The sequence below is a fragment of the Candidatus Paceibacterota bacterium genome, from assembly GCA_035652395.1.
Taxonomy (GTDB): domain Bacteria; phylum Patescibacteriota; class Minisyncoccia; order Phycocordibacterales; family CAJBRS01; genus JADGRH01.
Window position 1 is genome coordinate 20,525 of sequence record DASRDX010000013.1, and the last position, 25,934, is coordinate 46,458.

Genomic DNA, 25,934 nt, shown 5'->3' on the forward strand with positions numbered 1-25,934 from the left:
ACAATGGCGAATCCACACAGGAGATTATATAACACGAAATGGCTAAAACGGAAACCGCCTTGAAAATTGCATTCGATTCCAATCCGAATGGCTGGACACTACAATCTTTTGTTAATGCTGTACGAGAGGGTTACAAACTTATTTATAAGAATCGGCTGAAATTTGGAGTGTGGGGGCATTCTATCGCAGATTTGGCATTAGAAGGTTTCCGCAGGAGAGGCAATAAATTTTTTCTTTTTGTAGGGTCGTAAAAGAGCCGAACAGGTTGGAAAAAGGCAAAGAGGTTTGACAATGAGCGCAGATAACGGAATTTATATCGGGTGTTTTGCTGACGGTGAAATTCGAGTGATTCATGCTCAGGCAATCGAGAACCTTTGGTATCCTGACGGAGAGAATCCGAAGTATATAGTGGATTACTTTAGGCACGCGCCTGTTTTCCATAATATCGGAAAAGCCCGTCAAAAAGCTTTTGAGATGGAACAAGAGATTTTGTCGGATGATTTTTGCCCCGTCCTTGAGTACGGTATTAGTACTTTGAGATTTTCAAAATCTTTTGCGGAATACGCTAGATTGGAGCGCGAGGCGCGGTAATTTCGGAAAGGGCCTAAAAATCAGTACTAAAGTACTATTGATTTTAATCGAGAATCGGTTTATTCTTGTTTCACCACGCAGGGAAGCGGAAAAACATTGAAAGAGCCGAACAGGCTGGAAAGGAAGTTAAAAAATGATTAGAAACGGCAACCGCAATTACACCCCACTGACCGACGAACAGATACAGGTATTCGCTCCGAGTGCTTTTGCTGGGCAAGCTTGGCGGGAGCGTAGTGAGCGGTATGCATTTATTCCCACTTCCGAAGTGATTGACGCGATGCGAAATAACGGGTTTTATCCTATTCAAGCCAGCCAATCTAATTCTCGCATCGAAGAAAAGCATTTTTTCACAAAACATATGATACGTTTCCAATCCCAAGCCGGCGATATGACAAAGGTCGGTGATTCCAAGTTAGAGTTGGTTTTGGTCAATTCCCATGACGGTACTTCAGCGTATAAGCTTATGCTTGGGGTATTTCGTCTAGTTTGTTCTAATGGAATGATTGTAAGTGATGGTATGGCGGAATCAATCCATGTTCGTCACATGGGGAATATCGTCCAAGATGTTTTGACGGGAAGCTTTGAGTTGATTAAGCGTGCTCCTATAGTTGAATCGGCAATTGCGGCATGGCGGCAAATTACATTGACTGAAGCAGAACAGCAATCCTTTGCCGAACAAGCCTTGACACTTCGTTATCCCGAAGGTTCGCCTATTACAGCGGAAAAAGCCCTTCGCGTTCGCCGTTATGACGACAACGGCAGCGACCTGTGGCATGTGTTTAATCGTGTGCAAGAGGCGGTCGTTCGTGGCGGAGACCGTTACTATAATAATGGCCGACGCAATAAAACAAGAGAAGTTCGCGGCATAGACCAAAATATCAACCTTAACAGGTCCCTTTGGTCCTTGGCTGAGCAAGTAGCCATATCGAAAATGTAACTCTCTTCTCACGGCAGGCGCTAGCCGAGAATAGTGCCAAAAAATTTTAGGAATAAAAAATATGAATAACGGAACTTTTTGTGGTCTTTTAACCTTATTGTTTATTGCGCTTAAAATTCTTGGGTACATTCATTGGAGTTGGTGGTGGGTGCTCTCCCCATTGTGGATTCCGTTGGTGCTTTTCGTTGTGGTTACGGTTATAACACTCGTCTTTATGGGCGTAAGTGTCTCTAAATTACACAAATGGATGAAAAAATGAAGATTACAATCAAATCCCAAACAGGCGAAGTGCTCTATACATGCGAAGCTGAAAGTGTACGGGATGCAGTAGAAGACGCGATTAAGGCGGGTGTGAAATTTGCTAATGCAAATTTTAGGGGCGCAAACTTCAGGGGTGCGGACCTTAGCGGCGCACACTTCAAGGGTGCGGACTTCAGGAACGCAAATCTTAGGGGCACAAACTTCAGGGGTGCGGACCTTAGAGACGCGGACATCAGAGGCGCAAACCTTATCGGCGCAAACCTTAGCGATGCAAATCTCAGAGATGCGGACCTCAGTGACTCGAATCTCATTGGCGCAAACCTTATTGGCGCAAATCTTAGCGGTGTATATTTCAGGTTTGCGAACCTCAGTGGTGCAAATCTCAGTGACGCAGACCTTAGCGACGCAGACTTCAGCGGCGCAGACTTTTAGGCGCATATTTTTTGAAAGAGACGAAAAATGAAGATTACAATTAAATCTCAAACGGGTGAAGTGCTCTATACATGCAAAGCTGAGAATATACGGGACGCAGTAGAGACCGCCATTAAGGCGGGTGTGAAATTAGTTAATGCAAACCTTAGAGGCACACATTTAAATGGTGCGGACCTAAGCGGTGCAAATCTTAGAGGCGTAAATCTCAGCGGCACATATCTCAGTGGGGCAATCGTCGAAATTGTTCCGCGCATTTCCGTGTTGGAATTAATCATCCACGGTAAGCGGATTGGAGAAGGGCAGATTGCATCGGCTTTAAAGCAATTGCGTTAAGGAAAGGCGGATGGTAAAAATGCGTTCAAGAAACATGAAAAGTCTGATTGGTATGGCGAAGCTTATTCGGGCCGAAAGGATGCGATTTGAGAGCGAGTATCGGGAAAGATTGCGGCAAATTCGTGAGCGGCAGATAGCCGCCGAACTTCGAGAAGAGGGAGACGATTGCACGGCAAGCGTAAGTGAAATGACACGCGAATTTATTGAAGCGGACCATTTTGGGAGAGACCATTGATTACTTCTGAAAGAGTACAAGAATGGTTAGAGGAGTACGGCGAAGTTGATTTGCTAAACGAAGCAGCTTGCCGTTCTTTGGCCGAAAAATTGGCCAAACGCATTAACAGCGAGATTTTGCATCTTGAGAATGATAATAAGAAAAAACACATTCAAGAGAGCGGACCTAGGTGTAAAAATTGTGGGGCATTTACAACCTATATGCGTGTTTATACACACGGGTTGTGTATGCGATGTGAAAATTTCAAAGGAAAGTAGGTATTGGTTTTGGGAGGAAAAGTACTATTAAAAAATGAAACTAAAGTACTATTGTATTTAATCCTAGATTGGTGTACTATGGTTTTAATAAGTGGTATCAACCCGCTAGACCTCGTACGAGTCATAAGTGCGGGATATGATGGCCGGAAGCGGAAGGCCCAAGACCGCTTATTAAGTGGGGCGGGGTAGATGCCCGCCCTACTTAAAATGGGAAAAATGTAAAAGTCTGATTGGGTATGCGTATTTATTGTGTATATGCGATGGGATGAAAAGTACTATTAAAAAATGAAACTAAAGTACTATTGTATTTAATTCGAGATTGATATATTATGGTTTTTGAGAACGACACCTTTACCGAAATTCAAAGGGGTTTTCGGACGCTACTTAAAAGTACCGAAACGCGGGCGTAGCGTTGGATGCGGGTTCGACTCCCGCCGTTCTTAAAAAATTTTTGCTGTGACGCGTTTTAGTAGGGTGGGGACGCTCACCCTACTTAAAATGGGAAAAATATAAAAGAGGTGAAATGAAAACTCAATATAGCGTATCAGAAGAAGTTAGAGCCGCCGTGGAACATTTAATTCAAGTAGGCGTTAAGCACAAAATGCTAGTGGCAGGTTTTGTTTTTTCGGCTAATCCGCCGTCCATCATAAACTTTGGTAATTGTACAGATTACAGTAAGGCGAGCCTATATAATTCACTTTGCGAATTGGCGGAACGCCAACGCAATTCCGGCCATTTTTGTACGGAAACGGTTGGTGTGGTACAATAAGTTTGTAAAAAATGAAGGGAGATAAAAGAAAATGTTGAATAAGCATAATTTGAATGTGGCTAAGTTCATATGCAAAGATTCTTCTAGATATAATCTTAGTGCAATTTATGTGAAGCCCGAAGCTACGGTAGCCACCAATGGGCATTATTTGGTGTGGTGTTCGTCCGATTCTGTTTCGAGCAAGCATTTTCCTGTTGTTCCGAATTTTGCTGGTGCACAGGATACTTTCAAGCCTTTTTTGCTCGACGCGGCAAAAGCCAATGAGATTGCCAAGGCTGTTCCGAAGAAGTCAAAGATTGAGAATGTCGCGGTTAACGTGGAACAAAACGAATTAGGAGAGACGCAAGCAACATTTGCTGTAACCGATTTAGAGAGTCCTCAAGTGTTTTCGGCTAAGTCTGAATCAGGCCAATTTCCAAATTATGATACGGTTGTGCCGAAGTGGGAAAACGCAAAATTTCGCATTGCGTTAAATGCGGCGTATCTTGCTAAAATTGCGAAGGCTTTCGAACAGTTTTCTGAAAAGCCGTCAAATTTAGTTGTGTTGTCATTCTATGGAAGCGACGAAGCAATGCGCTTTGACGGTACGCGGAACGGGCAAGGTATGACGGCTGTATTTGATGCCCATCCGTGGGGCCGACGACCAACCCGGAACATACGGTTGGGCCGAAAGAGAGGAGCAACGGAAAGCCGAGGCACAAAGAAAAAAGCCTAATAATAAGGCAAATAAAGAGTAAAAATGGCCCCAATTATTTTAATTTTTTGCTTGCTTTTTCTGATTCCTTTGAGTAGAATATTGGAAGTTTTAGGGAGGCGAAATGACAGAATACGAAAACGTTAAATGCCAATTGCAATTTAAGGGCTGCAAAGGCCCGGCGGGATATTTACGTCGCAGGCAGTTTGCTCAATCGGGACCTTGGTTGGATGCTTGCGAAAATTGTGCGCGGGTGCCATATGAAGTGCCGAAGCAGTTTCAGCAAACCGAGCCTACGGCGGAGCCTAATACGGCAGAGCCTAATACGGCAGAGCCTAACACGGCAGAGCCTAACACGGCAGAGCCTAACACTACAGAGCCTAACACGGCGGAGCCTAATACTAGTCCTACTTCTAAACTTATCCAATGTTCTGTGGAGGGGTGCAAAAATCAGTTTCCGCGCAGTCGGGGCAGGTATCCTCAAAAATTTTGTCTCGAACATAGGAGTATGCCGCGATGAAATTTCGTTTGATAGATGTGCACAACGCTCGAATTATCGGGCGCGCTCAAACGAAAATTAAAGAGCCGCAACCTCTAAGTGTGCCGCCGTCGGGTTTGACCGACCTTGTTATTAACGGCGAAAAATGTACTCACGGAGTTTACATTCCAGAAAATTCGAAATTTCCGCGCGGCATTGCACCTTATTGTTCGATTTGCAGACCGTTTGAAATTATCTCTAAAGAGCGTTGAAAATTCTTAACCGAGGGAGAGAGGGAGGACGTGCCAACATACGAACAAACATACGAACGGTACAAGGCATTCAAATACTTTACTGTTGGTGTGTTTGGATATAATAATAAACGACCTGATAAAGTAATAATTGAAGATATTGATTATTATATAAGTTGCGACAAGCGGCCTAAGGCTGCGGCAAAGGAATTGAGACGTATTGCAGATTGGTTGGATACTCTATGAAAAATAATGTTGATGACGGGTTGGAAATTAAAGTTATAAATTTTTTTCGGCTATTTCCTGACGGAGCGTCCAAAGAAGAATTGGATGCCTTACGACGTATTACTGATTATGCCGTGGAACAGGACAGGAAAGGACGAGATGATTACAATCTTGGAAAAAATACTTTCAAGACTGTTTCCTCCTAAATTGGGCGCTATTTTACATTATAGAGATGTTCAAAGAAGTCTAGATTTTCAGACACGATGTGCTAGACATGGAAACGGTATTGTTTATTCGTCCATTGGAAATATTAAAGAGTACCCAAAGGTTGAACCGACGACGCCAAAAGAAAGAAGGTTGTATGCGATTTATTCTGATAGATGCCAAAAAGCTACTAAAGTTATATAGCTCGAAATGTACGGGCTTGCGGTGATGCGGTGAATTTCCCATTCTCCACGCAACACTGCATAGCACCGTCCGTTGTGATGGGAGCAGGTGGTCATTGTAAGTCACGGCTCGTTTCGTTTCCCGCCAAGGACACGCTAAAGGAAGCAAAGAAACACGAACGTCCAAAAGCACAAGGCAGTTTGTGGTTTACTGCTAGAAAACTTAAAATAGAACGAATATTAGTCGGCCTTATAGGTGTAATGATTTGTTCGCTTGCGATGGCGGAGGCCAAGCCAATTCAAAAAATGCCCGATGCAAAGCGAAGAAATGAAATAAGGCAAGCTCTTATAAGCAAGGGCTACGACCCCTGAAAAGATTGGAAAGATACATTAATCGTGCTGCGACGAATTGCTGAAGAACACCATTGGCAGCATCATTACGTGCCCGATGCGCGTGTTTTGATTCTCTTGGGTTTGGGAAACGAACATTCGGATTCAAGCATATTAAATGAACCGCTTTCTCGTTTGGAGAAACCAAATTAAGGAGAATGTGATGACGCTCTACAAAGTTCTGAATGAGGACGGAACTCCGTTTTGGGGTGGCAGAGGCAGGTGGCATCTGCCTAGTGGCAAACGAAAGGGCAAATGGATGCCGCCCATCAAGCGTCTTTTGCCGTGCAGGCGTGGGTATCACGTTCTGAAGCCGGAGCAACTAATTGAGTGGCTTGGTCCTGCCATCTTTGAGGCGGAAGTACGAGGCAAGCAAATTTGGAGGGACGACAAAGGTGTGGTGGAACAGGCTAGATTGGTCCGTAAGCTAAAATGGGACGAACAGATAGCGAGACTTTTCGCATGCGATTGCGCCGAATCGGTTGTACACTTAGTTAAAGATGAGCGCAGCATTAACGCAATTCGCGTATCACGTAGATTTGCGTTCGGTTTGGCTAGCGAAGAAGAATTGGCGGCGTCTCACGAAGGGGCGTGGAAGGCAGCGTGTGGTGCGGCGGGGGCGGCATGGGAGGCAGCGCGGTTGGCGGGGGAGGCGTGCGCGTCGGCATGGGCAGCGTGGTCGGCGGCGCGCGCCGCCAGAGAGGCGGCGCATGCCGCAAGGACGGCGTTGCCGTTGGGGGATGCGATGTTGGCGGCATCCCGCGCCGCATCGGCGGCGTTGGTGGATGCACAAACAAAGCGTTTATTTCAGTATCTGAATGGCGAAGTGGACTTGAAAGAAATTCGTAGGAGTGTGGCATGAGGGATGGTGCGGCGTAGGTTGCCCAAATCGAGAGAGCACACAAAAAGAAAATGGGTTCGACATTTGAAAAGATTATGCGTTTTCTATTACAAAGCTGGCAGATGATAATGAGAGGGTTAGTCTATGTCCTGTACATTCTTGGAAGTCTTTGCTTTCTTGCAGGAAGCATTATTAGTCTTGTCAAAAATGTTAAAAGAAATTGAGAGAGCATCCGAATGACTAAACCTAAGAAACGAGCCGACCAATTACAAGCAAAAGATAGAAGACTGAAAAGAAAATATGGAATTACTCTCGATGAAATGATAAAAATTTACAAATATCAAAAAGGTTTGTGTGCCATTTGTAAAAAACCATTAAGAGCCGTAATTCCAAGCTCTAAATCAGAAAATGGGTTGAGAATCGAAATAGACCATGACCACCGAAAAAAATCGAAAGAGGCAGTGAGAGGATTGCTTTGCGGCGGAAGGTGGGCAGGCTGTAACAGGAAATTAGGGCGCATTGACCGACCTGATTGGCTCAGAGCGGTCATTGCTTACTTAGAGAATCCGCCTGCACAAGCAGTATTAAATAGCGAGGCCAACGGAGATAAAAATGAAATTTGATTATTATACGTGGTTTAAGACTCACGAGCGTTTGGTCTTATTTTTAGTTATCGGCTTTTTTGTCGTGCATTTTTATAATAGAGGCTTAGATTATATGATAAGCCGAGACCGAACAGCGGCAGAGGCGGCTAAACAAAATGCCTTAGAAGCCTCCAATAAATTCAATCAAGATGACCAAAAAAATAAAGTTTTGTTGGCGCAATTAGACGTGCTGCGACAGCAATTCATTACGCAACAAAAGCAATTAGACCAAATTAGACAACAACGCGCAGAACAAACTCAAAAACAAAAACAAATTAACGACCAAAGTGCCCCAACGGAATTAGCCGAGAGAATCCGGCAGTTGTTAGGTGTTGGAACTATAACAGTTCAAACCCAAGAATCACCACTGCCTGACACTTTGGTTTTCTCTTTGGATGCGGCTCATGCCGATGCGGACATGCTAGAGGACATGCAGCAGCTTCGTGGGGATGTTAAAGATTTGAATACGGAATTAGTTAGTTGTAAGGCTTTAACGGACAAACAAGCGGACACTATAACGGGATTAAATGCTCAAATATTAAGCGGAAAAGAAGCGTTAACGGCAGAACAGAAGAGTCACGAAAAAGACGTAAAAGAACTGAAGGCCGAAAAAAGAAAGTCTTGGCTAAACGGATTTAAGTGGGGTAGTATAGCGGGATTTGTCGGTGGTTTGTTCGCGCACAAATTATAAAAAAGAGGGTTGGGAATGTTAATAATTGGTTTTGGGAATAAAGCCCGTCAGGGCAAGGATACCGCCGTCGCCGCAATTAAGCAATGGCACGATGCTCAGAATAGTTTGAGACAAAAACACGGAATAAAACACGTGACTAGGTGTGAAATAACTAGATTTGCGGAAGGCTTATATAAGGAAGTCAGCGATTGGTTAAAAACCGAGCAAGGCCAATTATGGCTAGGCGGCAGCCGGGGCTTCACGGAAGGCCGAGAAATACCGTCCAATATTAGTCGGAGTCACGACAACGGAAAATATTCTCATCTTTTGCAATGGTGGGGAACCGAATTCAGGCGTTCTCAAAATCCGAATTATTGGGCGGATAAGACATTTGAAAACATTTCTAAAGATACGGATTTTTTGCTAATATCGGATGTTAGATTTTTGAACGAAGCCGAAGCAATAAAAAAGCGCGGAGGGTATTTGGTTAATGTACAAAGATATTATCCCGATGGCTCTTTGTTTGTGACCAAAGACCGTGACCCCAAACATATTTCAGAAACAGAGTTGGATGATTATAATTGGGATTTTTATTTGCGAATACCGGACGGCCACGCCGCATTAACTTCGGAGTTTGCCATAACCCTTTTCGAGTATTTGAGGAAATTGCATGAGTAAACAAACGTCTTTAGACGGAATGATTAAATGTGCGAACGGTCACGTTTGGGAAGTTAAAGTTTTGAATCCTAAAAGAATTACCGTTTTGTGTCCCGTATGCGGAACGCGCACGGCAATTAAAGATGGAGTATATTCGGTAACGGGAACTAAAAAATGAATAATCTTGAAAAAGCTTACATAATAACTTATGTGGGTAGGCAGTTCTTTCTTTTGAAGCCAAATATAGAAGATATAAATATTTTAGACATTGGGCACTCTTTAGCCATGCAATGTCGTTGGACGGGGCACACGAAATATCATTATAGTATAGCGCAACACAGTTGGTATTGCAGTTACATAGGTTCCGAAGAAGAGGCTTTGTACAGATTGTTGCACGATGCTTCTGAGGCATATCTTGGGGATATGAACAGACCTTTAAAGCATTTTACGGAAGCGGGAGATGCGTATAGAGAAGTTGAAAAACCCCTTCAAAGTATGATATATAAAAAATTTGGGCTAGAAGAGACCGAACCCGAATCAGTTAAAATAGCTGATAACATGATGTTATATGCTGAGAAAGCCCAATTATTAAATACGAAGTGCCCGGAGGCTGAGATTTGGCTTCCCGGCGAAATATCGGCAGATGTTTGTATTCATAAGTGGTTACCCGAACAGGCCGAAGAAAAATTTTTGCAGCGTTTTTACGAACTATATACAAAGGAGAAATAATGATTACTAAAATTACTTTTGTCACGATAAAATGCGATGGTCCCGACTGCGAAAGAGAAGCAACATTTCAAGCCGACCAAGAATCTGAGAAGGACGCAACGCGGCAAAATCCTTGGATAGCCGCAGTGCGAAATGTTGGTACTTTGGATAATCGTACCTTTACCTACTGTTCCGATGAATGTGAGATAAAGGGAGCGGCGGAAGGAAGGCACAATAAAGAAGAACGGAGAGTAATTTCAGCCGCATCTCCCCAACAAATTGATTTAGCCGCTAAGGCAGCGGAAGCGGCAAGGAAAGCAAACAAGGCGTTGCATGATGGGGCGTCTGTAACTTTAGGTTAAAAAATAATGGCAAATGTTGAAGAATTTACCAAACGGTGCGCGGAAAATGGAATTGAGGCTCGCGTACAATTTTTTCCGAATCCTGGAAACCCTATGCAGGCTCTGCAAATTTTTTCTTTGAAAAACTATAACAAAACAATTGTTACTGTTACTCAAAGAAATAAAAAGTTTCAAAAAATTATTATTCCTGAAGGTGGAACCGCAGAAATAATGATTACGCCAGACGAAGAAATACCCGAAATCATAAAAGGATAAAACTAAAGTGGACTACCTAATCGAGTTTGAGGCACATATTGATGAGCGAAAAAGACCCGACGGTTTCCCGCACTCGGTATTCGTCAGGGAAACATATCCTGAAATTTCTTCCGAACAGGAACTGAAAGAAATTTTTAATTCCCGATTTAAGAATCTTGTTATGAATCCCGGCCTAGTTGTCTTTCGAGACGATTCTATAATAGATAAAAACGATTATGGCCAAAGAATGTATGTTCCGTGGCATATGATAACCCATCTTCATGGTAGAATTAGTCCGATTACTTCTACGAAATCAGAGTTTATAGACCCTGATTTAGAGATGAAAAAGAATGGTGTAGTCACATGATATTGTGTTCATTGGATTTTGAGACGACTGGAACGGAGCCTTTGAGAGACGAACCAACGGAATTTGGAGGCGTATTATATAGTACTAAACAACATAGGTGTTTAGATAGTTTAGGCGTACTACTTAAAACAGAGGTGCCGATTTCATCAGAGATTACGGAGAAGACGGGAATCACAAAACAGGCATTGAATAGGTTCGGATACGTTCCAAGTGAGATTCTTCCAACAATAGTAGAAATGATAGAATCGGCAGACGCGGTTATTGGATATAACTGCCGAAGATTCGACCAAAAAGTTCTTATTGAATGGGCAAAACGAGAAAATGTAGAAATCCCAAACAAACCTTGGATTGATTTGTATTATGATTTACCGTATAATGTACCCGTGGGTAAGCTTAGTCACGTCATGGCCGACCACGGTTTTCTTAATTATTTTCCTCACAGCGCGTTATCCGATGCTATGGGGGTACTTTTGATAGCAAGTAAGTACGATTCTAATTTATTGCTGCAACGGTCGCAATCACCAACGGTAATTATTAGGAGTTTAGTGGATAGAAGTCAAAACGACCTAGTAAAACAGGCAAAATTCAGGTGGAATCCATCATTTAAGATTTGGTGGAAGGCCGTTAAGGAACAGGATATAGAAGAGTTTACAAAATCTTTGCCATTCAAAACAGAATTGAGCAATTTGACACAGGAGGAACTAGAATAGTGACAAATAGTGGTGGTGATGTATTGGCTCGCGGAGGTATTTCGGCGCAATTCCGCGCATCGGAATCTACCGTTAGTCAAGAAAAATGGAATGAGGCTTTCGGAGACCAACTTTCTGCTTTTGAAGAAAGACTTAGGCAGAAGGCCATTGCCGAAGGCTTGACGGAAGAACAATTTAGAGAAATGAAACAGCAGGTTGACCAACGTTTGCAGCAAGAAATAGAAGAGAAAAAACGTGAATCAAAAGAAGTGCAATTGAAGAATTTGAAGATTCGACCGATACAAGATAGGATTATCGTGTGTCGGGAGGAAATTCAAGAAAAAAGCGGCGATGTTTATCTGCCCGATGAGGCGAAAGAAAAGCCAGCCGAAGGAATCGTAATTGCGGTAGGACCCGGACGATTTCTTGCAAATGGGGAGTTTGTCCCCACCAGCGTAAAAGTTGGAGAACGAGTCCTGTTCGGAAAATATTCAGGAGCGGAAGTAAGAGTTGGATTGGTTGATTTAACCGTCCTGAGAGAAGAAGATATATTTTTTGTAAAGGAGAAAGAAAACAATGAGTGAATTAATGTTTACTACCCGAAGCGGCGGAAATTTTGAGAAGCCGAAAACTGGGATGTATAACGCGGTGTTAGCAGATATTGTTGATTTGGGCGAAGTAACTACCGTTTATAATGGCCAAGCAAAAGTTCAGCCTATGGTCAGGTTTGTTTGGATTTTGGATGCAAAAGGCAAAGACGGTCGGCCTTTGTTGGTCACGGCAAGATACTCAACTAATTTGCACGAGCGTTCTAATCTTTATAAGGCCGTGAAACAAATTTTGAACGCCCCGCCTCCGACCGTTCTTAATCCAGAAAGTTTAATTGGATTAACCCGTCGTTTATTTATCCAAACCGACGTTGTTATGGTTGGGCAAGAGCAGCGCGAATATGCTAATATTTTGGGCATTACCCCAGCAGACCCTGGTGTTGTTGTGAAAGTTCCGAGCGATTTTGTTCGAGACCGTAACAAGCCAGTGGCGGAACAGGCCAAGAACCGACGAAAAACTCAGAATCAGGCCGTCAATTCCGCGTCAGCGCCGCCCGTTTCGTCGTCGCAAGCAACCCCTGACGTTGTATTTTGAGAGTGAACAGGCCGCAGAAAGAAAATTCAAAAAATTTTTGCGGCTTGTTCTTTTTTTTTGTTGATAAAAAAGTAAATGATGTACACAAATCTCGCAGTTCAAAAAGGAACACGACGATGCGAGAACTCGTCAGAAATCCTGTTGTGATTGATTATGGAAGTTTAGAGGGTGTGCTGCCAGGCCCTAATTTATTTCCTTGCGACATTGACGGAATTTTGGAAGTTAGTGGAAATTTTCTTCTCATAGAAACTAAATTTCACGATGGTCCTTTGCCGATTGGACAGAGATTATGGTTGGAGCGATTATCTAAATTACCCAATACGACAGTTTTAATTGTAGTTATAGAAGAAGTAAAAACATCAAAAAAAGGTTGTTATTTTTTCCTCCCTAAAAAGTATATGAAAGTCGGCAGAGATTTAATGTATAAGAATATAAGTCTAGAAGAATTCAAAGCTTTATACAAAGATTGGTACTTTGCATCACGGAGAAACCCAAAATAAAAAGATGGGACTATTAAAAGAAATTGCGGCTCCTCTCATTTCGCGTGGTGTCCCTGTAATCCCTCTGCGGCCCAAAACAAAAGTAGCTTTTCTGTCTAATTGGCAAGACTTGGCTACGACCGACGAAAAAATAATAGAGGAATGGGACCGTCAAGACGAAAATTACAATGCAGCGTGTGTTGCATTTGCTAAGATAGGAGGAGTGTGGTTCCTCGAAATAGACCAAGCAGGATTTGCCAAAAAAATCGAAGAACAAACAGGACAAAAGATACCTCCTACTTTTGCTGTTCGTAGCTCTCCCGGAAGAGGCCATTTTTATTTTCGGCAGACTCCTGCCAGCATACGACTAGGAAACGTCCAAGGAAAGGACGCTTCAGGAAAAGAATGTTGGTCAGCCAGAGTTGATAATCGTTATGTTGTAGCGCCGGGAAGCTATCATCCCACGTCGGGCGGACGTTATGAGATATTGCGAGACTCAGAGATATTAGAAGCCCCAAATTGGCTAGTAGAATGGTGCGCGAAATCTAGCAAAGAAGAAAAAATTAAAGTTGCCGCCGACAGCGACGAGATTTTTTTTGAGGGAAACCGAAATGTGGCATTAACTAGTATTCTGGGAAAAGCCAGACAAACCCTGAAAATGGGCTACGATGAGTTGTTTGCTTACGGAATGGCCGTAAATCAGCGTAAGTGTCGGCCTCCTCTATCAGAACAAGAAGTTAGGACAATAGCGAATTCCATAAGTAAATATGTTATAAAAGAATCGGGAAGTCTTGTTTTTCCTCCTGTTTCTGTGTCGGAGACGGAGCCTTTAGAGATACCTAGAATTCCATACCCAATGTTTCCGAGATGGGCTATGGAAGGCACTAGTATTTACGAGGGTTTTGTCAAGCCAATTTGTGATGCTAACAGCAGGTATCCAGAATTTATGTTTATTCCTGCTATGGTTATAGTATTAAATTATTTGGCTCTCAAGGTCAGAGTTGAAGACAAACAAATAATACCCAGTTTCTATACAATTAACATAGGAAGAAAAGGCCGAGTCATAAAGTCTAGCAGCGTATTGGACGCGATAGACTATTTACAGTCGGCTGGAATTGTGGAGCACGGCGGCGCAGCGACTAGGAACGCTTCCGGTAAATCTTTAATTTGGACTCCTGGCTCTCCTGAAGGTTTGGGGTTGGAGATGTCTAGAACAAATAATAGAAATGCTGTAATGTTCTACGATGAATTGAGTAATCTAACGAATAAAGCCAGTATTGAAAGCAGCACTCTAGTTTCTAGTCTTCTTACTATGTATGAATCGGGTAAATTTTCCAATACCATTAAAAGTCGTAGAGAGAGTTACAGCTTCGAGCCTAGAACATACTGTGCATCGTTGATTGCCTGTACCACCGATAAAAATTTTCATTCTTTGTGGTCAAAAATGTCGGCGGGAAGCAGCGGATTAGATGAGCGGTTTTTCTTTCTATATCAACCTGAAATTTTGGTTGATTTAACTCCATATAAGTTTGTTAATACCGTACAGGCCGCGCAAAAGACGCGGCAGCTAATTGAAAGGGCTGTGCAGAAAGGATTGTATAAGATTGTTGACGATACTTTGTTTGAAATGAATATCAATCGTTTGGGAAATCGCGTTGAGAATCGAGCAGAGAAAATGTCCCTATTTTTTGCTGTGGACTTAGGAAAAGACGAAATAGACGAAAGCTGCATGGAGCGGGCATTGGCTATAGCTAACTATGAGTTGGCAGTTAAGAAATATTTGGCTGCTTTTGAAAGTACCACCAAAGAAGGCGCGTTGCAGGGTGAAATCATTCAGATTTTGCAGCGCAACGGCGGAAAGCTTAATTTGCGTGATTTGGAGAGGGCTTTACGACCTTTGAAGCACGGCACATATTTATGGGACCGAGTTTATAAAGGGCTGCTCAATGCAGGATGGATTTGTGAATCTGGTTCAGGCGTAAAAGGCGACCCGAAACAGGTTATATTGATGAGAATACCTCCAGAGGAAGACGAATGAAGATTATAGAGCCTAATTTTTATCTACTTAATCCATATAGCGGGGAAAAATTAACTCCAGAAGACGGCATAAAATTGCTTTGGCACATAGAATCAATGGCTAGAATAAGTCATAGAAGCGAAAGTAAGCAAACACCGGAGTCTTGGCGCAGGTTCATTGAGGCTGTTGTAATAAGTCACGGGGATTGGTCTGTTACAGAACACGCATCTGTGACGGCGGTTATTAGGACAGATAGGGGAGTTACACACGAGTTAGTTCGCCATAGGCTATTTTCTTTTACACAAGAAAGTACTAGATTCGTTCGTTATGGCGAAATTGAATTTATTCGTCCCGTTGAATTGAATCAAACCACAGAAGTAGCTTGGCTTCGTTCTGTACAACAAGCGGAAGAAAATTATTTTGATATGCTTGAATGGGGGGCGAAACCGCAAACGGCTCGTGCCGTATTGCCTAATTCGATGGCCGCAACAATTGCCGTAACAGGAAATTTGAGGAATTGGAGAAATTTTTTCTTGATGAGGACTTCCAAAGAAACGCATCCTGATTTTAGAAGAATATCCATATCAATGTTAGAGGAATTCAAGCGAATCATTCCGATATTGTATGACGATATTGTGCCAGAACAAAGACAGATAGACAATTTAAGGAAAGGGAAATAAAAAATGTGTGAAATTTGCAATAACGAATCAGGCGGAATAGACGTAGGAGTTGCAAGTATTCCGGGCGTTCCTTGTTCTATTGAATGGTGCTCGGAATGTCTAAAGCAGAACGCGGCCCCTGTTTGGGTATTCGAGCATGATTTTATTTTCGTGGCCGAAGGAAATTTAGAAAATCTCGCGCCGTGGGCGCGAGAACGAGTTACGTGGTGCGATGGAAAATACGTTCCTTTCTCAAGAAAGGGTATCAGAAGAATTAAGCAAGTACGAAAAATATATGCGGGGTGAGACTGCATGACTGTTGAAATGAGTAAATTCGCAAGCGATATAATGAAGCAAAAATACAGCCATCTTAATAAAGAAGGCGAGGTGGAAAATTGGCAAAACATTGCTTATCGAGTGAGCAAAAAAGTTTTACAAGCTGTTCGTGCGCCTCATAGCCAAATAGAGGCTACTAGGAAGATAATTGAAAACCGAAAGTTTATTCCCGGCGGCAGGTATTTGGCTAGTACTGGCAGACTCTTTCACCAAGTGAATAATTGCGGCGCAGGAGAAACTAGGGTAGTTACCAAAGAAGGAGTCAAGACCCTTAAAGAATTGTCAGGAACTAAACCTACTCTTATGACCACAAATGGGACATGGGTAGAGGCAGACGTGAAAAGTTTTGGAAAGCAGCCTTTACTTAGAGTGCGTATTCGCAGAGACAAGTATGAAAAAGATTTGTACATGACCCCCGAACATTCTTGGAGAATAGCCAAGTATTATAGCAATGGTAGGTGTGCCCACAAGGTAGAAGTATTGACAAAAGACCTGAAACCAGGAGATATGTTGTGGCAGGTTTTCGGATACGGAGCGAAAAGAACGCCGATTAGTATTGATGGAATTAGGCACGGCATTGTTTTCGGGAGTAGCGGTTCTGAAGTCGTGTTATGTGGAAAGAAGAACCTTGAGATTTTGAAGTTTTTCAAGGGTTATAAATTAAAAAAACACGAATCGGGAGTGAAAGTTTCGGGACTCCCAAAAACTTATAAGGATTTACCGTCTCTTCAAAATGATAGGTCATATCTTTTAGGCTGGCTGTGTGGATACTTTGCCGCAGACGGATGCGTGTCTAAAGACGGGAAAATTGAATTAGCTTCTACAAATCTAAAAAATTTGGAGCGTGTTAGAGAAATTTGTTACGTTATCGGCATCGGCACTAAAAATATTAGGAAGCAGGTAAGAATTTCTAATCTAACTAAAAAGACATCTGTTATTTATTATTTACCATTTATACCTAGTACACTTTCAAAAAAATTCTTTTTAATTTCTAAGCACAGGGAAAATTTCAAAATTAAAAAGACCCCAATTTGGTCTGTTGTTTCAGTAAATAAAACCAACAGATTTGAAGAAGTGTTCTGTGCAATTGTTCCTGAAACTCACGAGTTTGTGCTAGAAGATAACATCCTTACGGGTAATTGTTTCTTGTTCAGGGCTGAAGATTCGCGCGAAGGTTGGGCGGATTTAATGCACAAAATTACCTTAGCTCTAATGACAGGCGGAGGAATCGGAGTTGACTATTCCGATGTGCGGGAAGAAGGACGTATAATCAGAAAAACAGGCGGTAAGTCAACAGGCCCGTTGGCTCTTATGCAAATGGTCAATGAAGCTGGGCGATTTATTATGCAAGGCGGAAGCCGACGTTCGGCTATTTGGGCTGGACTTAATTGGAAACATCCCGACATACAGAAGTTTATAAGAATGAAAGATTGGTCAGAAGTTGTAAAGTTGGAAAAAACTAAAAATTTCAATTTTCCGGCTGTCTTGGATATGACCAATATATCAGTTCTTTTGGATGATGAGTTTTTTGAGGCTTACCATAATGAAAAACACGAACAACATGTTTTGGCAACGTCGGTATATTGGTCAGCAATCAGGCACATGCTTGAAACGGGCGAGCCTGGATTTTCAATTGACGTCGGAAAAAATTCCCGCGAAACGCTTCGTAACGCGCCAATATGCGGGGATGTTTGGGTTCTGACTTCCGAAGGATATAAAGAAGTAAAAGCCATAATAAATAAGCCAGTGACAATATGGACAGGAAAGCGGTGGGCGTTGAATGTCGTGTTTCAAAAAACAAAGTCCGATGCTCCCATTGTTAAAGTAAAAATGACTGGCGGGCGATATATTCGTTGCGATGAAAGCCATGAATTTCTAACGGGCAGCGAAGGATTTTTTAGGGTTCCTGCCAAGGACCTCAAACCCGGAGATGTTTTGTACACAGCCTTGAACTATCCCGAACAAAAAACTAAGTTTCATTTAGATTCTTATATTTTGGGTTATATGTATGGAGACGGAACATTTAATAAAAATGGAACGGCAGAGATAACTTTTTGCACTGAAAAGTCCATAAAATGTGCTAAACCCATGTCGCGGTCTAGTATTTTTTCGAGCATGAACCGCAACTCCAAAGGATATTTAAGAGCTTATTTTAAGAAAAGTGATTTTTGGTCGGGCAGAAACAAATCAACATTTCCAAAGGATGTGTACGCTTATGACCAACATAAGGCATTAAGTTTCGTGGCTGGTTTGTTTGATTCTGATGGAAATTATGAATCTAAACAGAATCGTATTCGATTAGCATCTAAGCACGAAAGTTTTTTGAGGGGCGTAGCTAGATTATTGGAACAATTTGGAATTTTTGCTGGAGTTACAAAAGCGGGCATTTCTACTTTTGGCAAGTCTCAAGGCTATCAGCTTGTGGTAATGTCTGAGTACAATGATATGTTTTCTAAATTGATTCCCACAATTAGAGTAAGGCCGAGAAAACAGAAACAGAGCAACCGCCACTCTGTTATTAAAGTAGTGAGTGTCGAATCGGATGGAGTGGAGGATGTATATTGCGCCGATGTTCGTGTGGATGAACACAGTTTTCAAGCCGAGGGTGTTATAATTTCCAATTGTACGGAGATTACTAGCTCTGACGATTCCGACGTTTGTAATTTAGGTTCAATTAACATGGCTAGAATTGAATCGCTAGAGGAAATGGAGCGTGTAGTTGAACTTGGTTCGGCATTTCTCTTGGCGGGAACTGTGTATTCCGACGTTCCATTTGCTGCTATAGATAAAGTGCGCAGCAAGAATCGTCGTCTTGGCCTAGGACTTATGGGGCTGCACGAATGGCTCCTAAAGAAAGGAAAGAAGTACGGGCCGGATGAAGAATTAGCAAAATATTTGGAAATTTATGCGAAATCAGGAAAGATGGTAGCACCTTATGTCAAAAAATGGGAGCTAAGTCAGCCTGTAAAAACTAGAGCAATAGCGCCGAACGGGACGATAGGAATCATAGCTGAAACTACTACAGGCATCGAACCTATATTTTGTGCCGCCTATAAGCGACGATATTTGAAAGGGGATGTTTGGCACTTTCAATATGTCGTTGACCCGACAGCCAAGAGGCTCTTAGATTCAGGAGTGCCGTTGGAATTGATTGAAGATGCTTACGACTTGGCTAAAGATGTCGAAAGAAGAGTGGCATTTCAAGCATGGGTTCAAGAGTATGTGGACCATAGTATCAGTAGTACAATTAATCTTCCAAAATGGGGTTCTGAACTAAACAATGAAAATAAAGTCAGGAATTTTGGTGACATGCTAATAAAATATCTTCCGAAATTAAGAGGAATAACAGTGTATCCCGACGGCTCAAGACCGGGACAACCGTTAAATCCTGTTCCTTTGGCTGTTGCTTTGTCTCAAGAAGGACATGTATTCGAGGAATCTGGCAGTACAGTTTGCGACATAACAAAAGGAGGAGAATGCGGATGAACATTAATGAGTATCAAAAATTAGCGGAAACAACCGAATCTAAGGATTTCGATAAGATTTCCGAACGGCTGACAGTGGATAACATACGTTTTCTTCACGCAATTTTGGGTTTGGCTAGCGAATTGGGGGAGCTAGCGGACCAATTGAAGAAACATATTTTCTACGGCAGGCCACTAGATAAAATCAATCTGTCGGAAGAAGCGGGGGACCTTGTGTGGTATTTGGCTCTTGTGTCCAATGTGCCCGGTATGCTATCATTGGAAGAAACACTAGAAAGAAATATAGCGAAGCTAAAGGCTAGATATGGAGAGAAATTCTCTGAATTTTATGCCGCGAACAGAAATTTAGATAGTGAAAGAAAAATTCTAGAAGGTGGCAATCGAGGAATCTGCGTAAGATAGAAAATGTGCCTATATATTGACTTCGAGACTAAATCGGAAGCAGACTTAGAAGAAGTCGGCTTGCACAACTATGCCACACACAAAAGTACTAGTGTGTTAATGTTGGCATGGGCTGTCGGTGATGAAGAACCGAATATTTGGGAGCCTCCATCAGATATGCCCGAACGGCTCCGTTCCATGTTGTTAGACCCGAAAGTTGATATTGTGGCATATAATTCTTCGTTTGAACGGTATATTCTGAAGTATGTTCTTGGAATCGAGATTCCGATTTCTCGGTTCCAAGACCCCCAAGCCAGTGCTAGATATTTATCATTACCCGCGTCCTTGGAAGACGTGGGAATCGTTTTAAATCTACCAGCAGAACTTCAAAAAAATAAGCGCGGAGAAGCCTTGATTGAACTATTCTCATATCCCAAAAAGAAAAAGAAAAGCGACGCGGTGTTTTTTTATGACAAAACAACTCATCCTAACGAATGGGAAGAATTTAAGAATTATGCCAAACAGGATATACGAGCGGAACGAGAGATAGCACGTCGAGAGTCTTTGTTGGGAGCCTATCCGCTACCTAAAAAAGAAAGAGAAGTGTGGATATTGGACCAAAAAATAAACGACCGAGGTATTCCCTTAGATTTGAATTTTGTGTCCAATGCTTTTTCCATAGCCGAAAAAGATAAACAGAAAAAAATCGAAGAACAAAATAGATTAACTGGACTAGAGAACGCCAATTCGCCTATACAACTTCTTAAATGGGTGCAAAATCTTGGCTATCCTTTGAATAATCTCAGAAAATCTAACATAGAAATTATTCTTAAAAATAAACAGGAACGCGCTCCAAATTTACAGCCGTTAGCGGAAAAAGTGTTGCAGGCAAGAATGGAAGCGGGGAGCACAACCTATAAAAAACTGCAATCCATGATTAGAAATGTTTCATCGGATGGTGTTTTAAGAAATCAATTTGTCTATATGGGCAGTTCTAGATGCGGAAGATGGTCGGGAAATTCTGTTCAGCTTCAAAATTTAGCTAGACCTGATTCGGTATTTGAGAACATAGACAACGTAAATAAAGCCAGAAAATATATTTACGACAACGACTATGAGTCTCTTCTAAAGGAGTTTCCGTCGCATACGCCCCTTCTAGTGATAAAAAATCTTATTAGAACGGTATTTTCTGCTCCCGACGGATACAGATTTAATGTATGCGACCTTAATGCTATTGAAACTAGAGTGGCTGCATGGGTGTCTCAATGTTCGCCTCTTTTGAAAGTTTTTGAAGATAAAAGAGACCCGTATATAGATTTCGCAAGTAAAATTTTTAACGTGACATATGATAGTATTTGGCATGATTTGAAGATTCTTCCAAAAACACCTGAAGGACAAACATCCGACGGAAAGGCTAGAACCGCTAAGGCAAAACAAATGCGGCAAATTGCCAAGCCAGGCGTATTGGGTGCCGTATATCGTTTGAGCGGAGGGGATTGGGGAGAAGATAAAAATGGCGACGTGATTAAGATGGGACTTTGGGGATACGCCGAAAATATGGGCGTTGATATGACCAAAGAGCAGGCCCAACAAGTCGTGAAAGTGTTTAGGGAAGCCTATAAGGAAATAGGCGGCCAACCCGACCTTAACATTGGCTTTTCTGGCGGCATATGGTACTTGCTAGAAAACGCGGTTCGGGACGTTCTAAAAGGAAGTAGGACAGTTCGTAAACTTGGACCCGATGACTGTATTGTAATTGATAAACTAACCATAAAAAACCGAAATCCTATTCTTAGAATTAAACTTCCTTCGGGTAGATACTTACATTATTTTGACTCGTCTTTGCAAGAAGTTAAAATGCCGTGGAAAAAGAAAAAAGAAATCGCGGTTGAGTTTGATGAAAGTGGCGAAGGAACAAAATTTGAAATTAAAGATGTGGATGTATATAAATTAGGGTTTACCTATTACGGAAAAAATCAGCAAACAGGACAATGGGGTTTAATAATCAGTCACGGAGGGAAGATTTTTGAAAATATTGTACAAGCTATCGCAAGGGACGTTTTGGCCGAGAAGCTGCTAGAACTCGACGCTAAGGGGTTAAATATAATCGGTCATGTACATGACGAAGGCATTAGCTTAACTTCTGCCGACCCATTTTCTCCGGGGGCCGCCGAAATGGAAAAAATAATGAGTCGTCCTGTATCTTGGGCACTAAGTCTGCCGTTAGGCGCTGAAGGTTTTGAAGATACATTTTATCACAAATAAAATCTTGACAATAATATTAACATTATGATATTATTATGTTTTGAGGAGCGTTATGCTAGACAGTCCTGAGTTTATTCCCATATATAACCTTGATGCTTTGAGTGAACAGCAAAGACAAGATTATATAAAAGCAGTTTGTAATTACATCGGCGTGCCGCCAGAACTTAATTTAGTTATGTTGGCGTATATTGATGAGGGCGACGGCCCCAAGCGTCTAGTCGCTTATGCTAAAAGAGGCGCAACCGAAATTATACGGAACAGCAGAGGTATTAACATCATAAATCTTACGCATGATGTGGTGGGCGGCTCTATCGTGTTTACCGCCACGGCAAAAGACAGCAACGGACGCCAAGAAATATCCACTGGGGCGAAATGGATTAAAGACCTCAGCGGAAAAGCCCTAGACGATGCGATTATGACGGCACAAACAAGGGCATGCCGCAGAGTAACTTTGCAGTTTGTTGGCGCTGGAATTTTGGATGAGTCCGAAATTAATCCTAGTATATCAGTATCATCAATCGAGACTAAATTCGGTGAAATGTCAAATTTTTCTCAACCCACTTTAGCCCCTAATTCCGAACCAGCAAAAGCAACGCGACACGATGATTCGGAATTTGAAAGAAAAACGGAAAGCAAAAAACGCGGACGTAAGCCTCGGATAGTGGATATGGAGTCGTCTTCTGTTTCGTCTCCTGTTCCGCCAATTCCGCCTCCGTCCGTTCCGCCTCCGTCCGTTCCGAAATCTAATCTTAAATTATCTGTAGAACAAGTTAAGCCTTTCCGGCAACGTTTATTTAGGATTATAAATGATTATTTGGAGCCAAACGGATTTTTGCCTAAGCTTGGGATGGGCAATTCGGATAAAATGAGATTATTTGCATCTTCTATGTTTCCTGAAGTAGAAAATTTATCGGAATTAACAGCCGAACAATGGGAAAGTTTTTTGTCGGCGCTAGAAAATAAAATTAAAAGTGAGGGAACTGAATCTACAATCAAATACATAGAGAGTGTGGTCGGGCTATGAAATTAAACGTCCAACAACAAGCCGTTGTAGAAGCGATAGACGGAGTTTGGGTTGTCATAGCAGGCCCTGGCTCAGGAAAAACTCATTGCTTAGTTGAGCGGCACCTAAATATGTTGTCAAAGGGAATATCTCATAAAGATATTCTTAATCTTTCTTTCACTAATGCGGCAGCCACGGAAATGGTAAACCGTGTAGGACTTGTGAACGCGGAACAGATTTTTCGCACATTTCATAGTTATGCGTTGGATTTAATGAAGCGTGAAAGAAGATTCGTTCCATTCCAAATGACAGATGAAATAATTCCCGTCAGAGGAGAAGATTATCAACTGCTTTTCGAGTTAGTGGATATTTATAAATCAAGAGGAGTAACTAATTTTAGAACTCTGCAAACAGCCATATCTTCATGGAAAAGAGACGGAATAGAGCCTGAACAAGCTCTGCGAGAAGCCGTAGGACGTGAGTATTATTTGGCGTTGGCTTACGAAGAGTATGAAAAAAAGTGTCGAGAACGCGGTTGGTTGGATTTCGATTCTTTGATTAGAGAAGCGGTTCGCCTTTTGGAAACGAATGAAGAGGTGCGAAATCGAAATAAAAAGAAGTATATTTCCGTGGATGAATGTCAAGATACGGATGTGCTTCAGTTTCGGCTCTTGCAACTATTATTTAATGGCAACATTCTTGTAGTAGGAGACGAAAATCAATGCATCTACGAATGGCGTTCGGCCCAATCAGGAAATTTAAGCAACTTTGCAAGGCTTTTTCCTGGAGCCAAAACGTTGTACCTAGGAAAAAATTATAGAAGCACAAAGAGACTTGTAGAGTTTTTTAAGTTCATTCTTCCGGTTGATAACGGTATCGCGTCTCATATGATAACCGAAAACGATGAAGGCAAAGACCCAATTCTTATACAATATCCTGATACCGACATAGAAATAAGAAGAGTATTGGATAAGGCAGTAGAGGACCCTGAAAATTCGGTAATCATAGCTCGAACTAACAGACAGCTTTTTGACGTTCAAAGAATAGCTGCCGCTAGAAACATAAAATATAAGAATCTAGGCAAAAAAGATTTTTGGGAGCAGAACGAAGTTAAAGTTTTATTGAATTTGGCTAAGACGGTGAACCAACAACAAGACGCAAGTTCTGCTTTGAGACAAATTATTGCCGATAACAATTTGTATTACCGATATAGAGATACGGGCGATTTAATGAATAGCGACCCCATAGAAAATCTTAATAACGTGGTAAAATTAGCGGCTCAGAAAAACATGAATGTGACCGAATTTCTTAATTACATACGAAAGTTAACGTATGGAAGAAAGAGCCGAAAAGAAAAAGATTTAACTTTGGCCACCGTCCATCAAGCTAAGGGACGGGAATGGGATAATGTTTTCATTATCGGAGCGGAACAGGGTATAATGCCCCATAAAAACGGAGAATTGCCCGAAGAAAAACGAATTTTCTTCGTTGCTTGTAGTCGCGCCGCCAAGCATTTGCATATAAGTTGGAGCGGAAGTAAAAGCATGTTTTTGGAAGATGTGCCGTTCAAATTTTATGAGCCCGAAGAAGATTCGGTAGAGAGGAGTAATGCCTTATTTATACATTAATTCAAAAGGTGTACCTTGGAAAAAACACAGTTATTCGGCGGGGAACGATTTCGACCAATGCCCCTACAAATATTATTTACGCCGAGTTTTAGGATGGAAGGAAAAAGATAATAAGGCTAGATTTTTATTTGGCCGAGCGTTAGAAGAAAGTATTGAATTTTATCATAGCCATAATGGAGAAGGCGCGGTTCAAGATTTTTCTCGACGTTGGGCTGAATATAAAGATGCCCAAAATATAGCCTACACTGATGTTGAAAAAAATTGGGAGACTTGCCTGAAAATTGGAACGGATATGATTAGGTTGTACTCAGCCGTTCAACCAAAACTTCCGATACCGATAGGGGCAAATTCTATTTTCCAACGTGAATATGCAAAAGAAGTCTTTCCAGGAGACCCGAATTACGGAGAAATTGAAGATGCGGGCAAAGTTGATATAGTATGCTATACCGACCCGAAACATCCCGCTCTTATTGATAATGGGTGCCAAGCCGCCGTCAGGCCGCTTATTGTTGACATTAAAACAAGCGCAGTAGATTTTCCCGAGCAGCAAGGAATCGCCGCCTTCGACTCTCAACTTAGAAGGTATTCTTGGCTAACAGGCATTCGGGATGTGGCGTTCCTTTGGTTCAAGAAATCGCCATTGGGGATAAAACGAGGAAGTAATGTTACACTTTTAGAATCTTTCGGAAATTTGGAAGTCGGAAAAGAATACATCACAGCTAAAATTGATGACGATTTCGTTTGGCTAGTTATGGCGGATTTCCTAATCAGGGAAACGGATAAAGTTAAAGCCGACGAACAGCAGGCTTGGCTAGAAAAAAATGCCGTTCGTGTTCCCAAATCTTCCGTGACCAAACAACGGCTGCAATTTAATTCGGGAATTGTTACAGAGCAATCCGCTGAAGATGCGGGCCGAAACGCGGCTCGACAGATTGTTCAAATTGTAAACTGTTGGAAAACTGGAAATTGGCCACAAACTTTTGGAATTAGATACCCACGAAACGATAGAGATGACGCATATTTTAGAGCGTTCGTGCTTGGGGACGAAGTTTTCAAACAGCATAATTTCGTCAAATTAGATGAACAATCATTTGACGAACTGTTTCAAGAGGATTAGCAATAAAATG

General features: G+C 42.0%; 31 protein-coding genes. All 31 read left to right on the forward strand.

Annotated features, from left to right (window positions below; translation table 11 throughout):
* Positions 1-38: 38 nt before the first annotated feature.
* Complete coding sequence (locus VFA52_04265) at positions 39-251, forward strand: hypothetical protein (protein HZS43370.1); 213 nt, start codon at positions 39-41, stop codon at positions 249-251.
* Between the two features lie 40 nt (positions 252-291).
* A complete protein-coding gene (locus tag VFA52_04270; GenBank protein HZS43371.1) occupies positions 292-591 on the forward strand; it encodes a hypothetical protein in 300 nt (99 codons plus the stop codon).
* Between the two features lie 133 nt (positions 592-724).
* Positions 725-1,528 (forward strand): DUF932 domain-containing protein, encoded by an 804-nt coding sequence (locus VFA52_04275; GenBank protein HZS43372.1) that lies wholly within the window; start codon positions 725-727, stop codon positions 1,526-1,528.
* 243 nt (positions 1,529-1,771) lie between these two features.
* Positions 1,772-2,221, forward strand: coding sequence for a pentapeptide repeat-containing protein (locus VFA52_04280; protein ID HZS43373.1), 450 nt, complete (start codon positions 1,772-1,774; stop codon positions 2,219-2,221).
* A 27-nt stretch (positions 2,222-2,248) separates the two neighbouring features.
* The gene (locus VFA52_04285; protein HZS43374.1) at positions 2,249-2,554 is read left to right on the forward strand and encodes a pentapeptide repeat-containing protein; all 306 of its coding nucleotides are present in this window, start codon (positions 2,249-2,251) and stop codon (positions 2,552-2,554) included.
* Positions 2,555-2,573: 19 nt separating this feature from the next.
* The gene (locus tag VFA52_04290; protein ID HZS43375.1) at positions 2,574-2,789 is read left to right on the forward strand and encodes a hypothetical protein; all 216 of its coding nucleotides are present in this window, start codon (positions 2,574-2,576) and stop codon (positions 2,787-2,789) included.
* Complete coding sequence (locus VFA52_04295; protein HZS43376.1) at positions 2,786-3,046, forward strand: hypothetical protein; 261 nt, start codon at positions 2,786-2,788, stop codon at positions 3,044-3,046. Before VFA52_04290 ends, VFA52_04295 begins: the two co-directional genes overlap by 4 nt.
* Before the next feature lie 523 nt (positions 3,047-3,569).
* Complete coding sequence (locus VFA52_04300) at positions 3,570-3,815, forward strand: hypothetical protein (protein ID HZS43377.1); 246 nt, start codon at positions 3,570-3,572, stop codon at positions 3,813-3,815.
* Positions 3,816-3,924: 109 nt separating this feature from the next.
* The gene (locus VFA52_04305) at positions 3,925-4,530 is read left to right on the forward strand and encodes a hypothetical protein (protein ID HZS43378.1); all 606 of its coding nucleotides are present in this window, start codon (positions 3,925-3,927) and stop codon (positions 4,528-4,530) included.
* A gap of 495 nt (positions 4,531-5,025) precedes the next feature.
* Positions 5,026-5,259: a hypothetical protein gene (locus tag VFA52_04310; GenBank protein HZS43379.1), complete on the forward strand. Its 234-nt coding sequence runs from the start codon at positions 5,026-5,028 to the stop codon at positions 5,257-5,259.
* A gap of 221 nt (positions 5,260-5,480) precedes the next feature.
* Positions 5,481-5,669, forward strand: coding sequence for a hypothetical protein (locus VFA52_04315; GenBank protein ID HZS43380.1), 189 nt, complete (start codon positions 5,481-5,483; stop codon positions 5,667-5,669).
* 733 nt (positions 5,670-6,402) lie between these two features.
* Positions 6,403-7,101 (forward strand): hypothetical protein, encoded by a 699-nt coding sequence (locus VFA52_04320; GenBank protein HZS43381.1) that lies wholly within the window; start codon positions 6,403-6,405, stop codon positions 7,099-7,101.
* 215 nt (positions 7,102-7,316) lie between these two features.
* The gene (locus tag VFA52_04325; protein HZS43382.1) at positions 7,317-7,703 is read left to right on the forward strand and encodes an endonuclease VII domain-containing protein; all 387 of its coding nucleotides are present in this window, start codon (positions 7,317-7,319) and stop codon (positions 7,701-7,703) included.
* A complete protein-coding gene (locus tag VFA52_04330) occupies positions 7,693-8,415 on the forward strand; it encodes a hypothetical protein (GenBank protein ID HZS43383.1) in 723 nt (240 codons plus the stop codon). Before VFA52_04325 ends, VFA52_04330 begins: the two co-directional genes overlap by 11 nt.
* Positions 8,416-8,430: 15 nt before the next feature.
* Positions 8,431-9,072: a hypothetical protein gene (locus VFA52_04335; GenBank protein ID HZS43384.1), complete on the forward strand. Its 642-nt coding sequence runs from the start codon at positions 8,431-8,433 to the stop codon at positions 9,070-9,072.
* A gap of 153 nt (positions 9,073-9,225) precedes the next feature.
* Positions 9,226-9,780 carry a hypothetical protein gene (locus tag VFA52_04340; protein ID HZS43385.1) on the forward strand — a complete coding sequence of 185 codons (555 nt, stop codon included), beginning with the start codon at positions 9,226-9,228 and terminating at the stop codon, positions 9,778-9,780.
* Positions 9,780-10,121, forward strand: a complete 342-nt coding sequence (locus VFA52_04345) for a hypothetical protein (GenBank protein ID HZS43386.1) — start codon at positions 9,780-9,782, stop codon at positions 10,119-10,121. Before VFA52_04340 ends, VFA52_04345 begins: the two co-directional genes overlap by 1 nt.
* 6 nt (positions 10,122-10,127) lie before the next feature.
* A complete protein-coding gene (locus tag VFA52_04350; GenBank protein HZS43387.1) occupies positions 10,128-10,376 on the forward strand; it encodes a hypothetical protein in 249 nt (82 codons plus the stop codon).
* A 7-nt stretch (positions 10,377-10,383) separates the two neighbouring features.
* Positions 10,384-10,722 (forward strand): hypothetical protein, encoded by a 339-nt coding sequence (locus VFA52_04355; protein ID HZS43388.1) that lies wholly within the window; start codon positions 10,384-10,386, stop codon positions 10,720-10,722.
* Positions 10,719-11,432, forward strand: coding sequence for a 3'-5' exonuclease (locus tag VFA52_04360; GenBank protein ID HZS43389.1), 714 nt, complete (start codon positions 10,719-10,721; stop codon positions 11,430-11,432). The genes VFA52_04355 and VFA52_04360 overlap by 4 nt, the downstream gene beginning before the upstream one ends.
* Before the next feature lie 263 nt (positions 11,433-11,695).
* Entirely contained in the window at positions 11,696-11,995 is a 300-nt protein-coding gene (locus VFA52_04365) for a co-chaperone GroES (protein HZS43390.1), read from the forward strand.
* Positions 11,988-12,554, forward strand: coding sequence for a hypothetical protein (locus tag VFA52_04370; GenBank protein HZS43391.1), 567 nt, complete (start codon positions 11,988-11,990; stop codon positions 12,552-12,554). The genes VFA52_04365 and VFA52_04370 overlap by 8 nt, the downstream gene beginning before the upstream one ends.
* Before the next feature lie 116 nt (positions 12,555-12,670).
* A complete protein-coding gene (locus tag VFA52_04375; GenBank protein ID HZS43392.1) occupies positions 12,671-13,054 on the forward strand; it encodes a hypothetical protein in 384 nt (127 codons plus the stop codon).
* Entirely contained in the window at positions 13,029-15,071 is a 2,043-nt protein-coding gene (locus VFA52_04380) for a bifunctional DNA primase/polymerase (protein HZS43393.1), read from the forward strand. Before VFA52_04375 ends, VFA52_04380 begins: the two co-directional genes overlap by 26 nt.
* A complete protein-coding gene (gene thyX, locus VFA52_04385; GenBank protein ID HZS43394.1) occupies positions 15,068-15,730 on the forward strand; it encodes an FAD-dependent thymidylate synthase in 663 nt (220 codons plus the stop codon). The genes VFA52_04380 and thyX overlap by 4 nt, the downstream gene beginning before the upstream one ends.
* 303 nt (positions 15,731-16,033) lie before the next feature.
* Positions 16,034-19,531 (forward strand): LAGLIDADG family homing endonuclease, encoded by a 3,498-nt coding sequence (locus tag VFA52_04390; protein HZS43395.1) that lies wholly within the window; start codon positions 16,034-16,036, stop codon positions 19,529-19,531.
* Positions 19,528-19,932, forward strand: a complete 405-nt coding sequence (locus VFA52_04395) for a nucleoside triphosphate pyrophosphohydrolase family protein (protein HZS43396.1) — start codon at positions 19,528-19,530, stop codon at positions 19,930-19,932. Before VFA52_04390 ends, VFA52_04395 begins: the two co-directional genes overlap by 4 nt.
* 3 nt (positions 19,933-19,935) lie before the next feature.
* Positions 19,936-22,176, forward strand: a complete 2,241-nt coding sequence (locus VFA52_04400) for a DNA polymerase (protein ID HZS43397.1) — start codon at positions 19,936-19,938, stop codon at positions 22,174-22,176.
* A 52-nt stretch (positions 22,177-22,228) separates the two neighbouring features.
* Positions 22,229-23,200 carry a hypothetical protein gene (locus tag VFA52_04405; GenBank protein HZS43398.1) on the forward strand — a complete coding sequence of 324 codons (972 nt, stop codon included), beginning with the start codon at positions 22,229-22,231 and terminating at the stop codon, positions 23,198-23,200.
* Positions 23,197-24,807, forward strand: a complete 1,611-nt coding sequence (locus VFA52_04410) for an ATP-dependent helicase (GenBank protein HZS43399.1) — start codon at positions 23,197-23,199, stop codon at positions 24,805-24,807. The genes VFA52_04405 and VFA52_04410 overlap by 4 nt, the downstream gene beginning before the upstream one ends.
* Positions 24,788-25,924 (forward strand): PD-(D/E)XK nuclease family protein, encoded by a 1,137-nt coding sequence (locus VFA52_04415; GenBank protein ID HZS43400.1) that lies wholly within the window; start codon positions 24,788-24,790, stop codon positions 25,922-25,924. The genes VFA52_04410 and VFA52_04415 overlap by 20 nt, the downstream gene beginning before the upstream one ends.
* The last annotated feature ends 10 nt before the right edge of the window (positions 25,925-25,934 follow it).